Annotated in this window: 23 protein-coding genes; 12 read left to right on the forward strand and 11 right to left on the reverse strand. The window is 60.5% G+C overall.

Features of this window, described 5'->3' with window-relative positions; all coding sequences use genetic code 11:
* Positions 1-300: 300 nt before the first annotated feature.
* Complete coding sequence (locus tag ASC96_RS09945; RefSeq protein WP_037103863.1) at positions 301-660, reverse strand: nuclear transport factor 2 family protein; 360 nt, start codon at positions 658-660, stop codon at positions 301-303.
* 149 nt (positions 661-809) lie between these two features.
* On the opposite strand from ASC96_RS09945, the gene ASC96_RS09950 reads away from it, so the two are divergent.
* Positions 810-1,445 (forward strand): hypothetical protein, encoded by a 636-nt coding sequence (locus ASC96_RS09950; RefSeq protein WP_060502887.1) that lies wholly within the window; start codon positions 810-812, stop codon positions 1,443-1,445.
* On the opposite strand, the gene ASC96_RS09955 is transcribed toward ASC96_RS09950, so the two are convergent.
* Both ASC96_RS09955 and ASC96_RS09960 read right to left on the reverse strand, forming a co-directional pair.
* On the reverse strand, positions 1,397-1,870 hold the full coding sequence (locus ASC96_RS09955) for a GNAT family N-acetyltransferase (RefSeq protein WP_060502888.1): 474 nt from the start codon (positions 1,868-1,870) through the stop codon (positions 1,397-1,399). The genes ASC96_RS09950 and ASC96_RS09955 overlap by 49 nt on opposite strands.
* Positions 1,871-1,996: 126 nt before the next feature.
* Positions 1,997-2,941: an aldo/keto reductase gene (locus tag ASC96_RS09960; RefSeq protein ID WP_060502889.1), complete on the reverse strand. Its 945-nt coding sequence runs from the start codon at positions 2,939-2,941 to the stop codon at positions 1,997-1,999.
* A gap of 173 nt (positions 2,942-3,114) precedes the next feature.
* Here ASC96_RS09960 and ASC96_RS09965 point away from each other — a divergent pair, with 173 nt between their 5' ends.
* On the forward strand, positions 3,115-4,101 hold the full coding sequence (locus ASC96_RS09965; RefSeq protein WP_060502890.1) for a Gfo/Idh/MocA family oxidoreductase: 987 nt from the start codon (positions 3,115-3,117) through the stop codon (positions 4,099-4,101).
* Between the two features lie 75 nt (positions 4,102-4,176).
* Here ASC96_RS09965 and ASC96_RS09970 read toward each other — a convergent pair whose 3' ends face one another.
* Positions 4,177-4,407: a hypothetical protein gene (locus ASC96_RS09970; protein WP_060502891.1), complete on the reverse strand. Its 231-nt coding sequence runs from the start codon at positions 4,405-4,407 to the stop codon at positions 4,177-4,179.
* 186 nt (positions 4,408-4,593) lie between these two features.
* Here ASC96_RS09970 and xseA point away from each other — a divergent pair, with 186 nt between their 5' ends.
* The 4 genes from xseA to ASC96_RS09990 all read left to right on the forward strand — a co-directional run bounded on the left by xseA (position 4,594) and on the right by ASC96_RS09990 (position 8,061).
* Complete coding sequence (gene xseA / locus ASC96_RS09975) at positions 4,594-6,186, forward strand: exodeoxyribonuclease VII large subunit (protein WP_060502892.1); 1,593 nt, start codon at positions 4,594-4,596, stop codon at positions 6,184-6,186.
* Position 6,187: 1 nt separating this feature from the next.
* Complete coding sequence (locus ASC96_RS09980; RefSeq protein ID WP_060502893.1) at positions 6,188-6,778, forward strand: NAD(P)H-dependent oxidoreductase; 591 nt, start codon at positions 6,188-6,190, stop codon at positions 6,776-6,778.
* A gap of 71 nt (positions 6,779-6,849) precedes the next feature.
* The gene (locus ASC96_RS09985) at positions 6,850-7,200 is read left to right on the forward strand and encodes a MarR family winged helix-turn-helix transcriptional regulator (RefSeq protein ID WP_060502894.1); all 351 of its coding nucleotides are present in this window, start codon (positions 6,850-6,852) and stop codon (positions 7,198-7,200) included.
* Positions 7,201-7,206: 6 nt separating this feature from the next.
* Positions 7,207-8,061 (forward strand): NlpC/P60 family protein, encoded by an 855-nt coding sequence (locus ASC96_RS09990; RefSeq protein WP_060502895.1) that lies wholly within the window; start codon positions 7,207-7,209, stop codon positions 8,059-8,061.
* Positions 8,062-8,071: 10 nt separating this feature from the next.
* Here the strand turns inward: ASC96_RS09990 and ASC96_RS09995 are convergent, their stop codons facing one another.
* From ASC96_RS09995 to ASC96_RS10015, 6 genes are all read right to left on the reverse strand, one after another.
* Positions 8,072-9,031: a glyoxylate/hydroxypyruvate reductase A gene (locus ASC96_RS09995; RefSeq protein ID WP_060502896.1), complete on the reverse strand. Its 960-nt coding sequence runs from the start codon at positions 9,029-9,031 to the stop codon at positions 8,072-8,074.
* 11 nt (positions 9,032-9,042) lie between these two features.
* Positions 9,043-10,671: an ABC transporter ATP-binding protein gene (locus ASC96_RS10000; RefSeq protein ID WP_060502980.1), complete on the reverse strand. Its 1,629-nt coding sequence runs from the start codon at positions 10,669-10,671 to the stop codon at positions 9,043-9,045.
* Positions 10,672-10,679: 8 nt separating this feature from the next.
* Positions 10,680-11,834 carry an ABC transporter permease gene (locus ASC96_RS10005; RefSeq protein WP_060502897.1) on the reverse strand — a complete coding sequence of 385 codons (1,155 nt, stop codon included), beginning with the start codon at positions 11,832-11,834 and terminating at the stop codon, positions 10,680-10,682.
* A complete protein-coding gene (locus tag ASC96_RS10010) occupies positions 11,834-12,919 on the reverse strand; it encodes a microcin C ABC transporter permease YejB (protein ID WP_060502898.1) in 1,086 nt (361 codons plus the stop codon). The genes ASC96_RS10005 and ASC96_RS10010 overlap by 1 nt, the downstream gene beginning before the upstream one ends.
* Entirely contained in the window at positions 12,919-13,041 is a 123-nt protein-coding gene (locus ASC96_RS34245; protein ID WP_277995987.1) for a hypothetical protein, read from the reverse strand. Before ASC96_RS34245 ends, ASC96_RS10010 begins: the two co-directional genes overlap by 1 nt.
* 124 nt (positions 13,042-13,165) lie before the next feature.
* On the reverse strand, positions 13,166-14,995 hold the full coding sequence (locus ASC96_RS10015; protein WP_060502899.1) for an extracellular solute-binding protein: 1,830 nt from the start codon (positions 14,993-14,995) through the stop codon (positions 13,166-13,168).
* Between the two features lie 224 nt (positions 14,996-15,219).
* Here ASC96_RS10015 and mepA point away from each other — a divergent pair, with 224 nt between their 5' ends.
* From mepA to ASC96_RS10045, 6 genes are all read left to right on the forward strand, one after another.
* Positions 15,220-16,284 carry a penicillin-insensitive murein endopeptidase gene (mepA, locus tag ASC96_RS10020; RefSeq protein WP_060502900.1) on the forward strand — a complete coding sequence of 355 codons (1,065 nt, stop codon included), beginning with the start codon at positions 15,220-15,222 and terminating at the stop codon, positions 16,282-16,284.
* Positions 16,285-16,398: 114 nt separating this feature from the next.
* Entirely contained in the window at positions 16,399-16,779 is a 381-nt protein-coding gene (locus tag ASC96_RS10025) for a methylglyoxal synthase (RefSeq protein WP_060502901.1), read from the forward strand.
* Positions 16,780-16,828: 49 nt separating this feature from the next.
* A complete protein-coding gene (locus ASC96_RS10030; RefSeq protein ID WP_060502902.1) occupies positions 16,829-17,854 on the forward strand; it encodes a glucokinase in 1,026 nt (341 codons plus the stop codon).
* A 102-nt stretch (positions 17,855-17,956) separates the two neighbouring features.
* Positions 17,957-19,768: an ABC transporter ATP-binding protein gene (locus ASC96_RS10035; RefSeq protein WP_060502903.1), complete on the forward strand. Its 1,812-nt coding sequence runs from the start codon at positions 17,957-17,959 to the stop codon at positions 19,766-19,768.
* Positions 19,769-19,783: 15 nt separating this feature from the next.
* Complete coding sequence (gene dapB / locus ASC96_RS10040) at positions 19,784-20,602, forward strand: 4-hydroxy-tetrahydrodipicolinate reductase (protein ID WP_060502904.1); 819 nt, start codon at positions 19,784-19,786, stop codon at positions 20,600-20,602.
* 28 nt (positions 20,603-20,630) lie between these two features.
* The gene (locus ASC96_RS10045) at positions 20,631-21,266 is read left to right on the forward strand and encodes a 2,3-bisphosphoglycerate-dependent phosphoglycerate mutase (protein WP_037103805.1); all 636 of its coding nucleotides are present in this window, start codon (positions 20,631-20,633) and stop codon (positions 21,264-21,266) included.
* A gap of 204 nt (positions 21,267-21,470) precedes the next feature.
* Here ASC96_RS10045 and ASC96_RS10050 read toward each other — a convergent pair whose 3' ends face one another.
* Positions 21,471-22,067 (reverse strand): DUF1629 domain-containing protein, encoded by a 597-nt coding sequence (locus tag ASC96_RS10050; RefSeq protein ID WP_060502905.1) that lies wholly within the window; start codon positions 22,065-22,067, stop codon positions 21,471-21,473.
* Positions 22,068-22,121 lie beyond the last annotated feature (54 nt).

Here is a 22,121-nt window from a genome sequence, read left to right on the forward strand (position 1 = left end):
AGAGAAAACCACGGCGGATTTTCCGGGCGTGGTTATAGACCGTTGAGGAAGGCGACGATCTCCCTCTTCTCCCCATCGGGGAGAAGGTGGCCCGCAGGGCCGGATGAGGGGGGCGAAGCCACCCTTGAAGAAGAGAGCTTGAGCAAACGGAATCTGGAGCCCACTGCAATGAAAGACTCGCACATTCATGCCGGACCGCCCCCTCATCCGCCCTTCGGGCACCTTCTCCCCGCTGGGGAGAAGAGAAAGCGCCGCCGCCCTCTCAGCGGGAGAGCTAAACAGCAGTCCCTTGGCCAAGTCCTACCGGTGCAGATGAAACAGCTTGTTGACGATCACCCAGCGGCCATCGATCTTCAGGAGCGACAGGTAATCGCTGAACCGCATGCCGGCGAATTCATCGGCAACTTTGACGAAGGCGGCTTCGCCCTCGATGTCGGTGATCTCGATATCCATCAGCGGCTGCGTTCCGGGAGGGGCCGGCGGTTCGGCGAGGGTGGCAGCAATGAAATCGTCGCGGGACATCCATTCGACGGCACCCTGATAATGGCCGATGATCTTGGCATCCGGATGGAAAGCCTTGCGCAGCGCCGCTTCGTTGCAGAACGCCATACCATCGACATAGAGGTGAACGACCGCGCCTATTGCCTGCTCGTCGGACATGCTTCTCTCCCTAGCTGACCGCCGATCTTAACACGATGACGCGGTCGAATGAAGGCGAGAGGGTGGATTGCTCCGGTCTCGGCGCACGGAAAACGGGTGGCACGCCAGCTGTCTGCGGCATAGTCTTCATCAAAACCGGGGAGCATCCGATGAAAAAGCCAGGATCGATGAAAGCGCTGGAAGATATGGGCCGGGCGCGGCTGTCGGAGAGTTTTTTCCTGCGCGACTTCCTGCATTCGGAGATCGCCGATTTCTATGGCATGCCGAACATTCCCGACGATCCGGACCTGACGATCGCGGCGGGCACAAAACTCTGCGAAGAGCTTCTGGAGCCGCTGCAGCGGACCTTCGGGCGGCTGCATATCCGCTCGGGCTACCGGTCACGTTCCGTCAACGAGTTCGGCAACCGCAACAAGCTCAATTGCTCGACCAATGCAGCAACGGCCGCCGATCATATCTGGGACATGCGCGACGCCGACGGCTGCATGGGCGCAACCGCCTGCATCGTCATCCCCTGGGTCTGGGACCGCCGCGCCACCCTTGGCGGCTGGCAATCGCTCGCCTGGTGGATCCATGATCACCTGCCCTATGCGTCGCTCTGCTTCTTCCCAAAACTCTGGGCCGTCAACATCCAGTGGCACGAGCGCCCCGTCCGGCGCATCCGCAGTTATGTCGCGCCCGCAGGTCTGCTGACAAAAGCGGGCATGGCCAATCATTCCGGCAGCCATGCAGACGCCTACGTTGGATTTCCCGAACTGGTGAACGTGCCGAACGTGATCTTGTAGCGCACATGGTCGTCAGTGCCGGAATAGCGATCGTAAAGCCGCCTTGCCGGTGCGTTACCGGCTTCGGTGTACCAGTAGAGCCGGTCCCAATTGTTTGCCTCGCACAGCGCGATCAGATCGTCGATCATCGCCTTGGCAACGCCGCTCCCCCGTGCTGCCGGATCGACGAACAGATCTTCCAGGTAGCAGACCGGTTCGCGAAAGAAGGTGGCGAACTGCTTCTGGCAGATGGCAAAACCCACGACGGCGTTGTCCAGTATCGCCAGCCGCGCAAACAACGGCGTGGCGTCATCCATCAGCCGCGCCCAGGTCCGGTCGATGATGTCGGCCGCCAGCGTGGTGCCGGAAAAGGCGGCATAGCCGGCCCAAAGTCTGCGCCAGTCGTGCTCATCTTGCGGCCCCGCCGCGCGTATTTCGATCGCCATGTCGGTCCCTCCCGCAATCTCCGGCTTCGTGTAGCAGCCGAAGCGCCTTTTGGGAAAGACGATGCACAGTCCGCCGCCAATATCTTGCCGGGTTGCAGACAGGACACCGGGGCGCTGAACCTGCGCTTACTGGCTTGCCTCGTTGAGCAGCCGGCAGGCGTCATCCGAAAGCGTGATCGAAGCCGATTTCGTCAGGCTTTCCAGTTGCTTCAGATTGGTGGCGCTGGCGATCGGGGCGGTCACGCCCTTGCGCGCCATGATCCAGGCAAGCGCAATTTCCGCCTGCGTATTGCCGGTATCGGCCGCCACTTCGTCAAGCGCGCCGAGAATGCGCATGCCGCGCCCATCGAGATATTTGCCGACACCGCTGCCGCGCGCCGAGCCTTCGAGATCCTTGTGCGAGCGGTACTTGCCCGACAGGAAGCCGCGCGCCAGGCCGAAATAACTGATCACGCCGATATTCTCGGCGATGCAGAGATTGCGCAGCGGCCCGTCGAACGAGGGCCGGTCGTAAAGATTATATTCCGGCTGCAGCACATCGTAGCGCGGCAGGCTTTTTGCCGCGGAAACATCGAGGGCTGCCCGCAGCTGCTCCGCATTCAGATTGGAGGCGCCCGCATGGCGAATCTTGCCCTGCTGCAGAAGCTTGTCATAGGCACCAAGCGTTTCCTCATACGGCGTTTCCTCATCCGGCCAATGGGAGAGATAGACATCGATATGATCAGTCTGAAGCCGGCGAAGCGAATCCTCCACCGCCTGCACGATCCAGCTGGCCGACAGGCCCTTTTTGCCCGGCCCCATCTCGGAGCCGACCTTGGTGATGATCACGGCTTCGTCGCGGGCGCGACCCTTCAGCCATTTACCGATGATCGTCTCGGACTCGCCGCCCGCGTTGCCCGGAACCCAGGAGGAATAGACATCGGCGGTATCGATGGCATTGAAGCCGGCGTCGAAAAAAGCATCGAGCAACTGGAAGGAGGTCTTTTCGTCGGCGGTCCAGCCGAAGACATTGCCGCCGAAAACCAGCGGCGCGATAGGCAGGCCCGTGCGGCCAAGGGTTCGCTTTTGCATGAGGTCGCTCCAGATTGTTTGGGATCATCGCTTGGGAGGCGTGAAGTCTGCACCAAGGACATAGCCCGGGTACAGCGCTTTTACAGGACGGACGGCAATTTTATTCCGGCCGGGGCAGCTTGATAGGCACGTACCTCGGGGATACTGTGCCGCCAAACGGAGAGGACAAAATCATGTTGCGTTTCGGGATTCTATCGACGGCCAAGATCGGCCGTGAACTCGTTGTTCCAGCCATTCAGGACGCTGAAAACTGCGTCGTGACGGCGATCGCCAGCCGCGACCTTTCCAAGGCGCGTGAGATGGCAGACCGCTTTTCGGTGCCGCATGCCTTCGGTTCCTACGAGGACATGCTTGCCTCCGATCTGATCGACGCCGTCTACATTCCGCTGCCGACCTCGCAGCATGTCGAATGGACGATCAAGGCTGCCAATGCCGGAAAGCATGTGCTGTGCGAAAAGCCGATCGCCCTGAAAGCCTCTGAGATCGATGCCCTGATCGAGGCGCGCGACCGCAACAAGGTGCTGGTCTCGGAAGCCTATATGGTCACCTACAGCCCGGTTTGGCGCAAGGTTCGCTCGCTGCTTTCCGAAGGCGCTATCGGCAAGCTGCGGCATGTCCAGGGTGCCTTCACCTACTACAACCGTGATGCCGGCAACATGCGCAACAAGCCGGAACTGGGCGGCGGCGGACTGCCGGATATCGGCGTCTACCCGACGATCTCGACCCGCTTCGTCACGGGCAAGGAGCCGCTTCGTGTCCAGGCGAACACCGACCGCGATCCGGAGTTCGGCACCGACATCTATTCGAGCGTGCGCGCCGATTTCGGCGATTTCGAACTGAGCTTCTACATCTCCACCCAGCTCGCCGCCCGCCAGATCATGGTCTTCCACGGCGACAAGGGGTTCATCGAGGTCAAGTCACCGTTCAACGCCGACCGTTACGGCGCTGAGGAACTGGAACTGACCAACCAGAACCATTCACAGTCGCAGCTTTTCCGCTTCCAGGATGCGCGTCAGTACAAGCTGGAGGCCGAGGCCTTTTCGCGTGCGGCAAAGGGGGAGAAGGAAGAGGTGGTGACGCTGGAAAGCTCGGTCAACAACCAGAAGCTCATCGACGCCATCTACCGCGCCAGTGAGAAGGATGGCTGGGAGCCTGTCTGAGCCACTTCCCGACAAGCGTAAACCCGCCGGTGGCAACGCGGCGGGTTTTCATCCGCCGTGTCCTGACCGCGCGGTCTATGCCTCGGTGCGAAGTTCCACAACCAGCGCCATCAGCAACGTCGCCACGACACCTGCATTGTACGACAGGATCGCCAGAACCAGTGCGAGCAGCGACACGTTCCCCAACGAACAGACCGCCGCCAGAGCAAAGGCTGCGATGATCAGCCAGGGTGTCATCACATAACAGATCAGCGAGCGCGTGGCCGCTGCCAACAATCCGATTGCAAATGCGGTCAAGATGATCATCCGACCCTCCGCCTATAACTCAATGCGGCGACACTGGGGCGGAGGCGCTAAAATTGCCTTAAAATTCAACGTTCCGGTGCCGATGAGGCCAGCCTGGAACCTGAGAAAAGACAGGTATGGTGAAAGCTTTGTTGAGATCGGTGTCAGAGACTGGCCATCCGCTGCCCGGCGCGGCAAAATAGAACAATGAGCTCCTTCTTCGAATCCGATTCGCCCTCCAATCTCGCCGAGTATTCGGTCTCCGAACTATCCGGATCGATCAAGCGCACGGTCGAGCAGGCTTTCGACCAAGTGCGGGTACGTGGCGAAATTTCCGGTTATCGCGGACCGCATTCCTCCGGCCATGCCTATTTCGCCTTGAAGGACGACAAGGCGCGGATCGATGCCGTCATCTGGAAGGGCACGATGAGCCGGCTGAAGTTCCGGCCGGAAGAGGGCATGGAAGTGATTGCCACCGGCAAGGTGACAACGTTCCCCGGCTCGTCGAAATACCAGATCGTCATCGAAACGCTGGAGCCCGCAGGCGCCGGTGCGCTGATGGCGCTGATCGAGGAGCGCAAGCGCAAACTCGGCGCCGAGGGATTGTTCGATCCGGCGCGCAAGCGGCCGCTGCCCTACATGCCGAAAGTCATCGGCGTCATCACCTCGCCCACCGGCGCTGTCATCCGCGATATCCTTCACCGCATCTCCGACCGGTTTCCTGTGCATGTCATCGTCTGGCCGGTGCGGGTGCAGGGCGAAGGCTCCGGCAATGAGGTGGCTGCGGCGATCGAAGGCTTCAATGCCTTTACGCCGGGTGGGCCGATCGCCCGGCCCGATCTGCTCATCGTTGCGCGTGGCGGCGGCAGCCTCGAGGATCTCTGGAGTTTTAACGACGAGGCCGTGGTGCGGGCGGCGGCAAATTCGCAGATCCCGTTAATCTCCGCCGTCGGCCACGAGACCGACTGGACCTTGATCGACTATGCCAGCGACCAGCGGGCGCCGACACCGACCGGGGCGGCGGAAATGGCCGTACCGGTGAAGGCCGATCTGGAAGCTGCTGTTTCGGCACTGTCTGCCCGCCTCAAATCTGCTGTCGGGCGGCAGATGGACAATCGCCGCCAGAGCGTGCGGGCGCTCACCCGTGCGCTGCCCTCGCTCGATCAATTGCTGGCTCTGCCGCGCCGCCGGTTCGATGAAGCCTCGGCGGGACTCGGCCGCGGCTTGCAGATGAACACCGCCAACAAGCGGCGGAGTTTCGAGCGCATTGCCGCGCATCTGCGGCCCGACGTTCTTTCAACCCGGATCAATGAACGGCGGCAGAAGCTCACTGAGCGGATGATCCGCGCCGAACGGATCGTCGAGCGTTTGCTACAGAGATCCGCCTCGCGGGTCTCTTCCGCCGATGCGGCCCTGCGCACCCTGCCCGCCCGTTTGTTGGGCCAGATTCACCGCTCGCAGGATCGCCTCACAAGCCTTTCCGGCAGAGCCGACAGCGCGCTTCTGGCCGACCTGCGGCGTCGCCGCAGTATCCTATTGGCACATGGCCGCATGTTGCAATCAATGTCGTACGGAAGTGTTTTGAAGCGCGGCTATGCGCTTATCCGCGACGAAACTGGGGCACTTATCGGAGCCGCCTCTGCGCTCTCTTTGAACCAAGCTATTAAAATTCAATTCGCAGACGACACTATCAATGCATTGACGACCGAAGGGAGCGCTACGCCGCCGCCTCAGCCGGCAAAGAAACGCGCCGAAAAGCCGGTGGCTGCGGCACCGCCGAAACAGGGTAGCCTGTTCTAGCATGCGCATTCTCCTCGTTCTCGCCCATCCGCTGATCGACAGTTTTGCCGCAAGCGTTGCTACAACGGCGAAAGCTGCACTGGAGAAGTCCGGCCACAGTGTCGATCTGCTCGATCTTTACCGGGAGGGTTTCGATCCACGGCTGACAGAACAGGAACGGCGCGGTTACTTCGACATGCCCTATGACACCTCTGCCGTCGATGCCATCGTTGCGCGGCTGAGGGCGGCCGACGGGCTGATCCTCGTCTTTCCGCAATGGTGGTTCAATTTTCCGGCCATTCTCAAGGGCTTCTTCGACCGGGTCTTTGCGCCCGGTGTCGCCTTCGATCACGATCAGGCTGGCGGACGGATCATACCGCGCCTCACCAATATCAAGCAGTTCTGGGCGTTGACGACGACCGGTTCGCCCTGGTGGGTGGTCAAGCTCTATATGGGCAACCCGGTGCGCCGCCTGCTGAAGCGCGGCATTGCCGCCTTCTGCGCGAAGGATGTCCAGTTCCGGATGCTCTCTCTGCACGACATGGACCGGGTAACACCGGCGCAACGCGCGGCGCATCTGGCAAGGATCGAAAAGGCGCTCACGCGGATTTGAGTGCCACGAAAAGAAACGGTTCCGTAACGGTCTGGGGCTAAAATTCTCGCCGATTGAACCGAGGGCGTCCGATGCCGGTGGAATTATCAGCCTCGCAGGCGTTGAACCTCTGGCACAGCGTCTCGCTGGAACAGGTGCGGATCGACAATCGCGACCTGACGCTCCGGCAGATTTCCATTCTCCTGCACATCTATCTCGTTCCGCCGCCGCACACGGTGCGCGGCCTTGCCGGAATTCTGGGTGTGACCAAGCCGGTCATCACCCGGGCGCTCGACACGATGGGCGATCTCGGGCTCGTGACCCGGAGCCGCGACGAGCGCGACAAACGCAATGTGATCATCAAGCGCACGGTCGAAGGTGCGCTTTATCTTGAAAAACTTGGCGATCTGATCATTGATCAGGGACGCAAACTGTCTATCTGAGAACCCATGCTTGATCTTCCAGACCGCCGCCTGAACGCCTACCGTACCGACCTTGCCGAGGAAGGCCTGCGTGGCACCGTCGAAGCCGCCAGCTATGTCAGCGGCTCTCCGGGGCTGATTTGTGTGCCCGTTGTGCAGATGCGGGCAAGGCCGGAGCTCGAATGCGGCACCGATACCGAACTGCTGCTGGGCGAGACCGTGCGGGTGCTCGACACGGATGCGGGCTGGGCCTGGGTGAAGGCGGATTTCGACGGTTATGTCGGCTACATCCCGGACTATGCGGTCTCGCCGGTGGTACGCAGCCTGACACATATTATCACCGCCCCGCGCACCTTCATCTATTCCGGGCCGGACCTGAAATTCCCGACCGTGCAGGCCTTGTCGATGGGCAACCGGATCGCCGTCATCGATGAGCGCGAAACCCGCGGCACGCGCTATTTCCTGCTCGAAGGCGGACAGGCGGTGATTGCCAACCATTGCGCCGAAGTGGGCCAGCCGCTGTCGGGCGATTACGTCGCCATTGCCGAACGGTTTCTTGAAACTCCCTATCTCTGGGGCGGCCGCTCCGGCTTCGGCATCGATTGCTCGGGCCTGGTGCAGCTATCAATGATGATGGCGGGCAAGACCGCGCCGCGCGACACCGACATGCAGGCCAAGGGCCTTGGCACCGAAATCGACCGTAGCGAGCTTACCCGCGGCGACCTGGTGTTCTGGAAAGGCCACGTGGCGATCATGGAGGACGACAAGACGCTGCTGCATGCCAACGGCCATACGATGACCGTTTCGCATGAGGGTCTTGAAGAATCGATCCAGCGGATCGGCTGGCTCTACAACAAGCCGACGGGTTTCCGCCGGCCCTGATCGATAGAGATCAATAGCCGGCTTTGCGATCGACCAGATGCTCCAGCGGCAGGCCGCTTTCAAAGCGGTCCATCTGCTGCTCGGCATGGACAAACAGCGCCTTCACATCCGAGGATGCCGCCACGTGCGGCGTGACATAGACGTTTTCCATCTCCCAGAACGGGCTGTCGCGATCCAACGGCTCCTGCTCGAACACATCGAGCGAGGCGCCGCCCAATACGCCGGATTGCAGGGCAGCGATGATGTCGGTACCGACCTGGCTGCCGCCACGGCCGCCGTTGATCACGACCGGTGCGCCCAAAGGCCCCTTGCGGCTGAGCTTGGCAAACAGCGATGCATTCAGGATGCCCCTGGTCTCGGCCGTCAGCGGTAACAGGCTGACGAGGAAATCGGTTCTGGCCAGGAAGGCATCCAGCGCGTAGCCATCAAAGGTTTCAACGCCATCGATCGTCTTCTTCGAGCGTGACCAGCCGATCGTCCTGAAGCCCATGACACCGAGTTTGCGGATGGCATCTTGCCCCAAAACACCAAGACCCATGACACCGACGGTCACATCAGCGGCTTCCGGCTGGCTGAGATCCTCCCAGACATGCGCCTTGGCACGCGCCTCGTAGGCCCGGTGCTGGCGCAGATGCATCAGGCAGTTCATCACGACCCATTCGCTCATCCGCGTCGTCAGGCTGCGGTCAACGAAGCGGACGAGTGGCACATCGGGCAGGCCCGGCAGTGTCAGCACGTGATCGACGCCGGCACCGCCCGAGAACACCACCTTGAGATCCGGTGCGCGGGAAAACAGATCCGGATCGGATTTCCAGACGACCGCGTAATCGATGCCGGAGAGATCGCGGCCCTTATGCTGGGGATCGGCGAGGTTCAGAACCTCGCGTCCCGGGAACGCACCCTTCAGGCCGTCCTCGACTTCACGCGGAATGAACTTCAGATCGACGATGACGGGGCTTTTTGCGGACATGACAACGGTCTCTATTGGCGGACGGCGGGCACATCGACCGCCTCCATGTTGAAGGCGGCAGCCATCAGCGCTTTGGTGTAATCTTCCTGCGGCGCGGTGAAGATACGCTCGGAAGGGCCCTGCTCGACCACTTTGCCAAGCCGCATGACGATCATGTCATTGGCAAGGGCGCGGACGACTTTGAGGTCATGGCTGATGAAGAGATAAGCGAGCGAATGCTTGGCCTGCAGATCGCGCAAGAGATCAACCACCTGCGCCTGCACGCTCATGTCCAGAGCGGAGGTCGGCTCATCGAGCATGACGAATTGCGGTTTCAGCACCATGGCGCGGGCAATGGCGATGCGCTGGCGCTGGCCGCCGGAGAACTCATGCGGATAACGCCAGCGGGTTGCCGCGTCGAGACCCACCTCTTCGAGCGACGCAGCCACGCGCGCATCGCGTTCTTTTTCGGAAAGCGACGGCTCATGCACCTTCAGACCCTCGGCGATGATATCGCTGACGGCCATGCGGGGGCTGAGCGAACCGAAGGGATCCTGGAAAACGATCTGCATCCGATTGCGCAACGGGCGCATCTGCTTGAACGAATAGCCGGCGATGTCATTGCCGATAAAGCTCACACGGCCCTTGGACGAGATCAGGCGTGTCAATGCGAGACCGAGCGTCGTTTTGCCCGAACCGGATTCGCCGACGACGCCAAGGGTCTGGCCGGCGCGCAGCGTCAGGTCGATACCATCGACGGCCTTGACATGATCGACGACCTTGCGCAGGAAGCCGGCCTTGATCGGGAACCAAACCTTCATATCCTCAGCCTGCATCACCACCGGCTTCGACGTATCGGAGACCGGCGGCACGCCCTTCGGCTCGGAGGCGAGCAGATGGCGGGTATAGGCATGCTGCGGATTGGCGAAAATCTCCGCCGTCGGGCCGGTTTCGACGATCTTGCCCTTGGTCATGACGCAGACACGGTCGGCGATCTTGCGGACGATGCCAAGATCATGGGTGATGAACAGCATCGACATGCCGTGCTCATCCTTGAGCGTCTTCAACAGCGCCAGGATCTGCGCCTGCACCGTCACGTCGAGCGCGGTGGTCGGCTCGTCGGCGATCAAAAGCTCCGGACGGTTGGCGAGCGCCATGGCGATCATCACACGCTGGCGCTGGCCGCCCGACAGCTCATGCGGATAGGCGGCAAGGCGCTTTTCCGGCTCGCGAATGCCGACCTGATTGAGCAATTCCAACACCCGGGCGCGTGCTGCCGCTCCCGTGATGCCCTGGTGCAAATCAAGAATTTCGGCGATCTGCCGCTCGATCGAATGCAACGGATTGAGCGACGTCATCGGCTCCTGAAAGATCATCGTGATGTCGTTGCCGCGCACCTGGCGCAGGTCCGCATCGGACGCCGTCATCAGGTCCTTGCCATTAAACAGGATTTCACCGCTCGGATGGCTGGCCGACGGATAAGGCAGAAGCTTGAGGATGGAATTGGCCGAGACCGATTTTCCCGAGCCGGATTCGCCGACCAGCGCGACCACTTCGCCACGCTTGATGTCGAAGGAAACGCCATCAACGGCCGTCGTCGTCTTGCCGCCCTGATGGAAGGCGACAGAGAGGTTGCGCACGGAAAGGAGTGTGTCTGTCATCGTCGCGCTCACCGGAAAGTCTTCCTTGGATCGAAGGCATCGCGGGCGGCTTCGCCGATGAAGATCAGCAGCGACAGCATCACCGACATCACCACGAAGGCGGTCAACCCGAGCCACGGCGCCTGCAGATTGGACTTGCCCTGGCTGATCAACTCGCCCAACGAGGCAGAACCCGGCGGCATGCCAAAGCCGAGGAAATCCAGCGACGTCAGCGTCGTGATCGAGCCGGAGAGAATGAACGGCAAGAAAGTCAGTGTTGCCACCATGGCATTGGGCAGAAGATGACGGAACATGATCGTCCGGTTGTTGACGCCGAGCGCGCGGGCGGCGCGCACATATTCGAAGTTTCGCGCCCGCAGAAACTCGGCCCGGACAATACCGACAAAGCCAACCCACGAGAACAGGAGCATGATCCCGAGCAGGATGAAGAAGCCCGGCGGCAGGATCGCGGCGATAATCAAGAGGATGTAGAGCACTGGCATAGACGACCAAATTTCGATGAAGCGCTGCAAGAGAAGATCCGTCCAGCCGCCGAAATACCCCTGCACGGCGCCAGCAGTAACGCCGACGATGGCGGACGCGATCGTGAGGCACAGGCCGAAGAGCACGGAGATGCGGAAGCCGTAGATCATCCGCGCTGCCACGTCGCGCGCCTGATCGTCGGTGCCCAGCCAATTGAGATTGCCGAGCGTGCAGCCGGGATCGTTTTCGCCTTGTGGATAGCCGGAGCAGCGCTCGGCCTTGTCCATCAGCCAGAACGGCTTGGTAGGCGCCGAGTGAGGAATGTTGGAATTGGCCGTCTGGTAGGAATAGCGGATCGGTGGCCAAATCATCCAGCCGTTGGCCTTGATCTCATCTGAGATTTCCGCCGAGCCGTAATCGGTGATCGCCAGGAACCCCATGTCGCCGAGGAATTTCTCTTCCGGATATTGCACCAGCGCCGGGACCAGCAGTTCGCCCTTGTAGGACACCAGGATGGGCTTGTCGTTGGCGATGAACTCGGCGCACAGGCTGAGGCCGAACAAAACAAGGAAGATCCAGAACGACCAGAAGCCGCGACGGTTGGCCTTGAAATTATCCCAGCGGCGGCGGTTGACCGGCGACAGACGGCCGGTGCGGCCGGTCGCAAGAATTGGATCGGTGGAGACGATGTCAGCAGCCATCAGACGTCCCTCCTATCGAAATCGATGCGAGGATCGACCCAGGTATAGACGAGGTCAGACAGCAGGCTGACGAACAGGCCCATCAGCGAGAAGATGTAGAGCGTTGCAAAGACGATTGGATAATCGCGCTTGACGACGGCGTCATAGCCGAGGCGGCCGAGGCCATCGAGCGAGAAGATATATTCCGTCAAAAGCGAGCCGGTGAAGAAGGCGGTGATGAACGCTCCGGGGAAACCGGCGATGATGATCAGCATGGCATTGCGGAAGACGTGACCGTAGAGAACCTGGCGCTCATTAAGCCCCTTCGCCCGCGCAGTCGTGACATACTGCTTCTTGATCTCATCAATGAAGGAATTCTTGGTGAGCAACGTCGTCGTCGCGAATGCCGACATCAACAGCGTGATCAGCGGCAGGGTCATGTGCCAGAAATAGTCGAGAATCTTCTGCCACCAGTTCAACTGGGCGAAATTATCCGAGACGATGCCGCGCAAGGGGAACCAGTCAAGGAACGAACCGCCGGCAAACAGCACGATCAGCAGGATACCGAACAGGAAGCCGGGCACCGCATAGCCGACGATGATGATGCCTGACGTCCAGACATCGAAGGTCGAACCATCGGAAATGGCCTTCTTGATCCCCAGCGGAATGGAAATCGCGTAGGAAAACAACAGGATCCACAGGCCGAGCGAGATCGAGACAGGCATCTTGTCGAGGATCAGATCGACCACAGACGTGTTGCGGAAGAAGCTTTCGCCGAAATCGAAGCGGATATAATTCCACATCATCTCGCCGAAGCGCTCGAGCGGTGGCTTGTCGAAGCCGAACTGCTTTTCCAGCTTCTTGATGAATTCCGGGTCAAGGCCCTGCGCGCCGCGATACCGACCCGAGGAATCATCGGAGAACGACTGCCCGAAATCACCACTGCTCCCGGACAACCGGTCGCCGCCCTGCTGGCCCGTCAGATCGGAAATCACCTGCTCGACGGGCCCGCCAGGCGCGAACTGGATGACGGCGAAGGAAATGGCCATGATGCCGACGATCGTCGGGATCATCAGGAGAAGGCGTCGCAGGATATAGGCACCCATCAGCGGCTACCCGCCAGGATTTGCTGCCGGTCTTTTTGTGCCGGTGCAATCGCGAACGCAAAACCGTTGCGCCCTTTTGCTGGAAGTGCTTTCGCACGCCGCGTGGATTTCAAGTCGGTCAAGCCCAACCCTTCCCGTTTTGCCGCCGCGCATAGCTTGCGGACCGGCAGGCCCCGCCGGCAAGCGGCGGGGGTGATTCGTCATCGCTATATGGAACCCAGCCAGCCTTCCGGCGCAACCCCCAGCTTATTTTGCGGCATTTTTCGACCACCAGACATCCGGGAATCCCATGCTGTAGTAGGGTAAATCCGGCAGATGAGTCAGGTGGTTCCAATAGGCGACCTGCACCGATTTGGAATAAAACATCGGTACCAGATAATGATGGGCGAGCAGCACACGGTCGAGTGCGTGGGTGGTTGCCACCAGCTCTTCCCGGTTTGGCGCGAAGATGATCCTGCGGATGAGTTCGTCAATTGCCGGATCGGCGATGCCCGCATAGTTTCTTGAGCCCTGCTGATCGACAGAGGCGGAGCCCCAGTAGTCGCTCTGCTCGTTGCCCGGCACCAGCGTCTGCGCCCAGATGCCGTAGATCATGTCATAGTCGAAGCTTCTGACGCGATTGGTATATTGTGAGGCGTCGACCGTGCGGATACGGGCATCGATGCCGATATCATTCAAGCTCTTGATGTAGGGCAGGACGGTGCGCTCCTGGGACGCATTGGACAGGAGGATCTCGATACCGAAAGGTTCCCCGGTCTTTGTGTTCACCAGCTTCCTGTTCTTCAGCTCGTAGCCCGCCTCCTTGAAGAGCATCATGGCCTTGCGCAGGTTCTCGCGCGCCTTCTGCGGATCGCCGGCCACCGGATTCGTATAGGGCGTGGTGAAAACAGCGGCAGGAACCTTGTCCTTCAACTCCTCCAGGATTTCCTTCTCGCGGCCCTCCGGCAAGCCTGAGGAGGCAAGCTCGGTGCCCCAGAAATAGCTGTCGATGCGATTGAGCCTGTTATAGGCGAGAGTGCGGTTGAGACCCTCAAAATCATAGGCGTAGTTCAACGCCTCGCGCACCCGCTGATCCTTGAATTTTTCGCGGCGCATGTTCGGTACGAAGGCCTGCATGATGCCGGTGGCGCGCAGGGGATTTGCGATTTCCTCGCGAATGATGCGGCCATCCTTCACGGCGGGAAAATCATAGGCCGTCATCCAGTGGCTGGAGCTGTTGTCCCGGTAGAAATCGACATTGCCGGCGCGGACAGCTTCGAACTCGATGGTCCTGTCGCCGAAGAAGGTGTAGGTGATCGCGGCAAAATTGTTCTGGCCAACGTTCACGTTCAGGTTCTTGCCCCAATAGTCGTCACGCAATTCGAAGCGGATCGAATTGCCCGCGTCGAACGACGCGATCTTGTAAGGTCCGGAGCCCATGACCGGTTCCAGCGTCGTACGGCTGATATCGCGCTTGTTGCCCTTCGCGTCCTCGCCCTCCCACCAATGTTTCGGCACGATCGAAAACTGGCCGAGAATGTTTGGCAGTTCGCGATTGTTCTTCTCGTCGAAGCGGAAGGTAACGTCGCGCTCGCCGGTCTTTTCAGCCGAGATCACATGACGGTAATAGTTGGAAAGAAGGGGGTTATGTTCCTTCGACATCTCGAAGGAGAAAATGACGTCTTCCGGCGTCACCGGCTTGCCGTCCGCCCATTTGGCTTCAGCACGCAACCGGAACGTGGCGGAGGAAAAGTCGTCCGGATACGCGACGCCCTCGGCGAGCAGTCCGTAGGAAGCGGTGATCTCGTCCTCAGCGGATTTTAAAAGCGTGTCGAAGACCAGCGACGCGACACCGGACGCCGCCTCGCCCTTGGACAGGATCGGGTTGAACGTGTCGTAAGTCCCGGTTTCGGAAAGTTTCAGCTCGCCCCCCTTGGGCGCATCTGGATTGACATAATCGAAGCGGGCAAAACCGTCCTTGTGCTTCAGCTCACCGATCGTGGAAATGCCGCCATGCCAGACTGGCTCTTGAGCCACCACCGGTCCCGTTGCCAGAAGGATGGTTGCTGCCAAAGCCAATGCGCGTCTGAGAATCATGCCAATTCGCCTCTTCCGTTTTTCATTTTTTCGCTGCTTGAACGACAGAATAGGCAAAATGCAGGCAATTGACAGAAGCTGCCTCAAATCGGACCGTTTTTTTGGGTCACGGTTGCGTGTCCCGCAAGGCTGACACAAAGACAGTGTGTCAGGGTTGGCACGCAAATCGCAGCTGGCGCCGCTTCTGCGCGGACGGCCACGCGCTATCAGGAAACGGACGGCATATGACATCGACAAAGGCAGGTTTTCTTCGGCATCTCGGATCGGCGGCGCTGGCAGGGATGATCGGGCTGAGCCTTGTTGCAGGCGATACAGCGGCGGCTGACGATACGCCGGCCAAGCAGATTTTCGGCAAGGTTCAGCTCCCAAGCGAAGCAGCGCCAAACCCGATCGGATTTTACGCCAAGGGCTGCATGGCCGGGGCCGTGGCGATCCCGACCGATGGGCCGACCTGGCAGGCGATGCGCCTGTCGCGAAACCGCCGCTGGGGCAATCCGGCAATGATCCAGCTCTTGGAGAAATTTTCGCAAGACGCCGTCCAGCTCGGCTGGGGCTCCGGTATCCTGATCGGCGACATTTCGCAGCCGCGCGGTGGGCCGATGATTACCGGACACGCCTCGCACCAGATCGGGCTCGACGCGGATATCTGGTTTCAGCCCAAGCCCTCACAGCCGCTTTCCGCGCAGACACGCGAGGACATGCCGTTCATCTCGATGCTCGACAAGAAGAAATTCTTGACCGTCAATCCCGACCGCTGGACGCCGACCCATGCCAGACTGGTGATGCAGGCGGCAAGCTATCCGCAGGTGGAGCGCGTGTTCGTCAACCCGGCGATCAAGAAGAAGCTCTGTGATACATGGACCGGCGATCGCGACCTGCTCGGCAAAGTGCGCCCCGTTTATGGCCATGACGAGCATTTCCATATTCGTATGTTCTGCCCGCCGGGCACGCCGAGCTGCAAAGCGCAGGCGCCTGTTGCAAGCGGTGACGGATGCGACAAATCACTTGCCTGGTGGTTTACCAAGGAGCCGTGGGCAGCACCTAAAAAAGACCCGAATGCAAAGCCGGTGAAGCCGCGCTTCACAACCCTGTCGGACCTGCCGAAAGCCTGCACGGCCCTGCTCGCAGCGCCCGCGGCCTCGGAACAGGCGGCCACCTTCGGCTCGGCCTATGTGGCACCGCAGCCAACGGCCGGCGACGCGGCGATCCAGCAGGCCATTCATGCTGCCAACAACGACCTGCCGGACAACGACATTCCAGTTCCCATGGCCCGTCCTGCCCTGCAATAGGCTTAGGGCACTGTACAGTTCGGTGCTTTTCAACTGCCGAGCAGTGCTATAGAGAAAATCAAATCGATTTAATTCGAGACTTTTCTTGATCTGGATGACGCCGGGAGTTCTGTGATGACCAGCCAGAAATGCGTGGCGCTGATTGCGCACGATCAGAAGAAAGACGACATGGCCGCGTTTGCGCAGGCCAATGAAGCCGTCTTTGCCGGCTGGAGAATCGTTGCTACCGGCACGACCGGCGGCCGGGTACAGGAGGCCTGTCCAAGCCTTGACGTGACTCGGCTGAAAAGCGGCCCGCTCGGCGGCGACCAGCAGATCGGGGCGATGATCGCCACCGGCGACGTGCAGATGCTGATCTTCTTCACCGATCCCCTGACCGCGATGCCGCATGATGTCGACGTCAAGGCGCTGATGCGGCTTGCCACCGTCTACGACATCCCGATGGCGCTGAACCGGGCGACGGCAGAACGGTTGATCGACTTCAACCAACCCTGATACAGCTCTTTTCCAGCCTTCAGTCCGCACGATCATAACGGAACCTTCCATGTCCACGCTCCCAGATACCGACAGCGGCCTCACCTTTCCGATCCTGATCGGCGACATTGGTGGCACCAATGCCCGTTTCGCGCTGTTGATCGACGCCTTTGCCGAACCGAAGCTGTTTCCGATCATTCCAACGACCAGCTACGCCAGCATCGAGGAAGCGCTGCAGACCAGCATTCTGGACAAGACCTCCGTCCAGCCGCGCTCGGCGATCATCGCGGTGGCAGGCCCGGTCAAAGGCGACGAGATCCCGCTTACCAATGCCGGATGGGTGATCAAGCCGAAGGACATGCTGACGGCGCTATCATTGGAAGACGTGATCATCATCAACGATTTCGAGGCGCAGGCGCTTGCCATCGCTTCGATCGGCGACGAGGGCCGGGAACAGATCGGCCCCGGCTCTATTCTCGAATCCGCCTCCTGCGCCGTGCTTGGGCCAGGGACCGGTCTTGGCGTCGCAGGCCTTGTCCACGCCCAGCACACTTGGTTTCCGGTTCCCGGCGAAGGCGGCCACGTGGATGTCGGCCCGCGTACGGAACGCGACTACCAGATCTGGCCTTTCCTCGAGCCGATCGAGGGACGCATTTCCGCCGAACAACTGCTCTGCGGCCGTGGCATCATGAACATTTACCGCGCCGTCTGCGAATCAAAGGCGTGGGATCCAAAACTTGCCGATCCGGCCGCTGTGACCACCAATGCACTGGCCGGCACCGATGCGGCAGCGGAAGAGACCATCTCGCTGTTTTCGACCTATCTCGGCCGCGTCGCCGGTGACATGGCGATGATTTTCATGGCGCGCGGCGGCGTCTTCCTTGCCGGCGGCATTTCGCAAAAGATCCTGCCGGCATTGAAGAAACCGGAGTTCCGCCAGGCCTTCGAAGACAAGGCACCCCATTCGGCGTTGCTCAAGACCATCCCAACCTTCGTGGTCACCCATCCGACCGCAGCCCTTTCCGGTCTTGCCGCCTATTCGCGCACGCCGTCACGCTTCGGTGTGGCAACGGAGGGACGGCGCTGGAGAACTTGATGCCGCCACAGCGGCCCAGACTCGCCAAACGGGGATCAAGGTACTATAGAGCCCGGTGAAATAAGGCGCCTCAGAGGCGCGCCGGGTTTTAAGGAAACCAGCTTGAAGCAAGCCAAGACAAAGCTCCCAGCAGTCGATCGTGAGACCATTACCAGCGTCCTCAAGCGCGTGATCGCTGAAAACGGGCGCGCTCATCTGCGTGGCTATATCTTCGCCATCATCTGCCTCGCCGTCGTCGCCGGCACGACCGCCTTTACCGCCTGGATCATGGAATCGGTCGTCAACGAAGCCTTCGCCAACAAGCGCGCAGACATCGTCGTTTATATTTGCGGTGCGATCTTTCTTGCCTTCGTGCTGCGCGGCTTTGCCACATACGGTCAGGCCGTTGCGCTATCGAAGATCGGCAACAATATCGTCGCCAGCTACCAGCGGCGGCTTTACTCGCACCTGATGGCACTGAGTGTCGGTTACTTCAGCGATACGCGCTCGGCCCGCATCTCCGCCCAGATCAGCCAGAACGTTTCCGGCATTCGCGACGTGCTCAACATGACGGTCACGTCGCTCGCACGCGACTTTCTGACATTGGTGGCCCTGATCGGCGTGATGATCAGCAAGGACTGGCTGCTGACGCTGATCGTTTTCGTCGTGGCGCCGCCTTTGCTGATCGGTCTTCGCTACATTTCGCGCCGGCTGCGGCAGGCGACCCGCGAATCGGTCGAGATCAATAGCCACGTGCTCGGCGCCATGCAGGAAACCATTCAGGGCATCACCATCGTCAAGGCGTTTACGATGGAAGATCAACTGAGAACCAAGGTCGAGACGATCATCGACCGGGCCGAAAACCGGGCCAACCGCATTGCCCGCCTCAGCGAACGCACCGCGCCGATGACCGAGACCTTTGCCGGCTTTGCGATTGCCAGCGTGCTGGCCTACGCCGCCTTCCGGTCGATCTATGACGACGTGCAGCCCGGAGCATTCTTCTCCTTCGTGACGGCGCTGCTGATGGCCTATGACCCGGCCCGGCGCCTGGCACGGCTACAGGTTTCGCTGGAGCGCGCCGTTGTCAATGCGCGGATGATCTACGAAATCCTCGATATGGTCCCGCATCAGCGAGACCTTCCGGATGCTCGCCCTCTGCAGCTCGCAGCGGCGGCTATCGAATTCAAGAACGTCCGCTTCTCCTACAACAACGGTGACGAAATCCTCAAGGGTGTCAGCTTCGTCGCAGAAGGCGGCAAGACGACAGCGCTTGTCGGGCCATCCGGCGCCGGCAAATCGACCGTCATCAGTCTCATTCCACGTTTCTACGATCCTTCCGGCGGCGAGATCCTGATCGACGGGCAGGACATCGCCCATGTCACCAAGCAATCGCTGCGCAACGGGCTCGCCTATGTTTCGCAGCAGCCTTACCTGTTTGAAGGCTCGATCCGCGACAACATCCGCTATGGCCGCCCCACAGCCACGGATGCGGAAGTCGAGGAAGCCGCGAAACTGGCCTATGCGCATGACTTCATCCGCATGCAGCCGCAGGGGTACGACACCGCAGTCGGTGAAAACGGGGTGACTCTCTCCGGCGGCCAGCGGCAGCGGCTTTCGATCGCCCGCGCATTGGTGCGAAACGCCCCTATCCTGCTTCTTGATGAAGCAACTTCCGCGCTCGATACCGAATCGGAAGCAGCGGTGCAGAAGGCGCTCGATCACGCCATGAGCGGCCGTACCGTCGTGGTCATCGCCCACCGCCTGTCGACCGTCGTCAATGCCGACAAGATCATCGTCATGAAGGACGGGATCGTCGCCGAGGAAGGCACGCATGAGGCGCTTGCGCGGCGCAGTGACGGCCTCTACGCTCGCCTGCATAATCTGCAAGGCAGCGCAGGGCCACAACCGGTTGCGGACGCCGAAACACTGATTTGAGGAAATGAGACTGGCATGAGCGGGACAGACATGAAACTTGTTGTGGTTGGAGCCGCCGGCCGGATGGGCCAGACGCTGATCCGCACCATCAATGCCATGCCGGGCGCGGCCGTTTTTGCCGCCGTCGAGCGACCGGGCTCGCCTTTCATTGGCCGTGACGCCGGCGAGATTGCCGGGCTTGGACCAACCGGCGTCGTGATTACCGACAAGCCGCTCGAAGCCTTTGTCGAAGCGGAAGGCGTACTCGACTTCACCGCGCCTGCGTCCTCCGTGGATTTTGCCGGTCTCGCAGCCCAGGCCCGCATCGTTCATGTCATCGGCACCACCGGCTGCTCGGTGGAGGATGAAGAAAAGTTCAAGGCTGCCGCCCGCCATGCCCGCATCGTCAAATCCGGCAATATGAGCCTCGGGGTCAACCTTCTCGGCGTGCTGACGCAACAGGCCGCCCGCGCGCTCGGGCCGGAAAGCTGGGATATCGAAATCCTTGAGATGCACCACAGGCACAAGGTGGACGCGCCCTCTGGGACGGCGCTGCTGCTTGGTGAAGCGGCCGCCAGGGGCCGCGAGATCGGCCTCGCAGACCATTCGGTCAGGGTGCGCGACGGCCATACCGGCGCCCGCGTCGCCGGGACCATCGGCTTTGCCACGCTACGCGGCGGTTCCGTCATCGGCGAACATTCCGTCATCCTTGCCGGCGAAGGCGAGCAGGTGACGCTGTCCCATTCTGCGACCGACCGGGCGATCTTTGCCCGTGGCGCCATTACAGCCGCGCTCTGGGCACGCAGCCAGAAACCCGGCTTCTATTCCATGCTCGACGTGCTCGGGCTGTCCTGATCCCTTAAAACTCCCCGGAGGAATTTCTATGAGCGGCACCCTCGTCCTTGTGCGTCACGGCCAGAGCGACTGGAACCTGAAGAACCTGTTTACCGGCTGGAAGGATCCTGACCTGACGCCGCTTGGCATCGAAGAAGCCAATGCCGGTGGCAAGGCGCTCGCCGATTATGGCATCAAGTTTGACGTCGCCTTCACATCGGTGCTCACCCGCGCCCAACACACGCTGAAACTCATCCTCGACAATCTCGGCCAGCCCGATCTGGAAACCATCAAGAACCAGGCGCTCAACGAGCGCGACTATGGCGATCTCTCCGGCCTCAACAAGGACGATGCCCGCGCCAAGTGGGGCGAAGAGCAGGTGCATATCTGGCGCCGTTCCTATGACGTCCCGCCGCCAGGCGGCGAAAGCCTGAAGGATACCGGCGCCCGCGTCTGGCCCTATTACATGACCGACATCCTGCCGCGCGTGCTGGCCGGCGAGAAGGTGCTGGTTGCCGCACACGGCAACTCGCTGCGCTCGCTGCTGATGGTTCTCGACCGGCTGGACCGCGAACAGATCCTCTCGGTCAATCTCGCGACCGGCGTGCCGATGGTCTACAAGCTGAAGGCGGATTCCACTGTCGCTTCCAAGGAAGTGCTCGGCGACATGTCCGGCGCCCATTGAGCGTTGCGATTGGATGAATTCACTGAAAAGGGCCGCTCGAAAGGCTGGCCCTTAACTTGAATGTGAACGTCACTTCGTCGCAAAAACCGGGTTTTGGCGCCTGACTTTTTGCGACGGAAATGCGCTGACTTGGTATCGTTCGCGTTCCGCCGCGGGTTCCGCAATTTTACGGACGCGAATGACACGCTCCTGTTTGTCCTTAAGTCAGTCAGTCTCAGGAAAATGCTGATAGTGCGCGCCGGTAATGCCGGCTGCATCAAAGGCTGCTTTCAGTGCCTCGCTGATTCCCGGGTTCGGCATAACGATGAACTTATCAATCCAGACATGGTGGCCGCCAATCTGCGACCGGTTGAAGACCAGTTCTTTCTTGCTGCCGTCCAGGAACCAGAGATTGCGAAACTCGAATGTCGTCTTGGCGCGATCAACCGTATCCAGGCGGTTGCAGGGAACAAACCAGAAGCGGTGCGCCGCATGACTGCCATCCTCCCATACAAACTCGATGGGAAAGAACTGATGGACGTTTGGTTCAAAGTTCTCGATGACGTCCTTGATCTTCACACTCACGGCCAATCCAAAGGCATCGTAGATATCCAGAATCGGCCGCTTCGGCCCTGAGAGTTCGATCTTCGTTGGAACATGTGCCACCTCGATCGGCCGGCCGTAATACGAGTAGTTGGGCCGAATGCGAACGCCAACATCCCGCGTGACATCGATGGGCCGAATCTTGTCAACATCACCATCCAGGGCTCGGTAAATGTAACTGTAAACCTCTTCGCTCTTGTGGCTGAGAAAATAGACCATGCCGCTCCTGCTCTACCTGGCGCAAAACTGGAGTGTTTTGACTAGGTTTCTTGC

The organism is Rhizobium sp. Root1204 (genome assembly GCF_001424965.1).
Lineage (GTDB): Bacteria > Pseudomonadota > Alphaproteobacteria > Rhizobiales > Rhizobiaceae > Pararhizobium.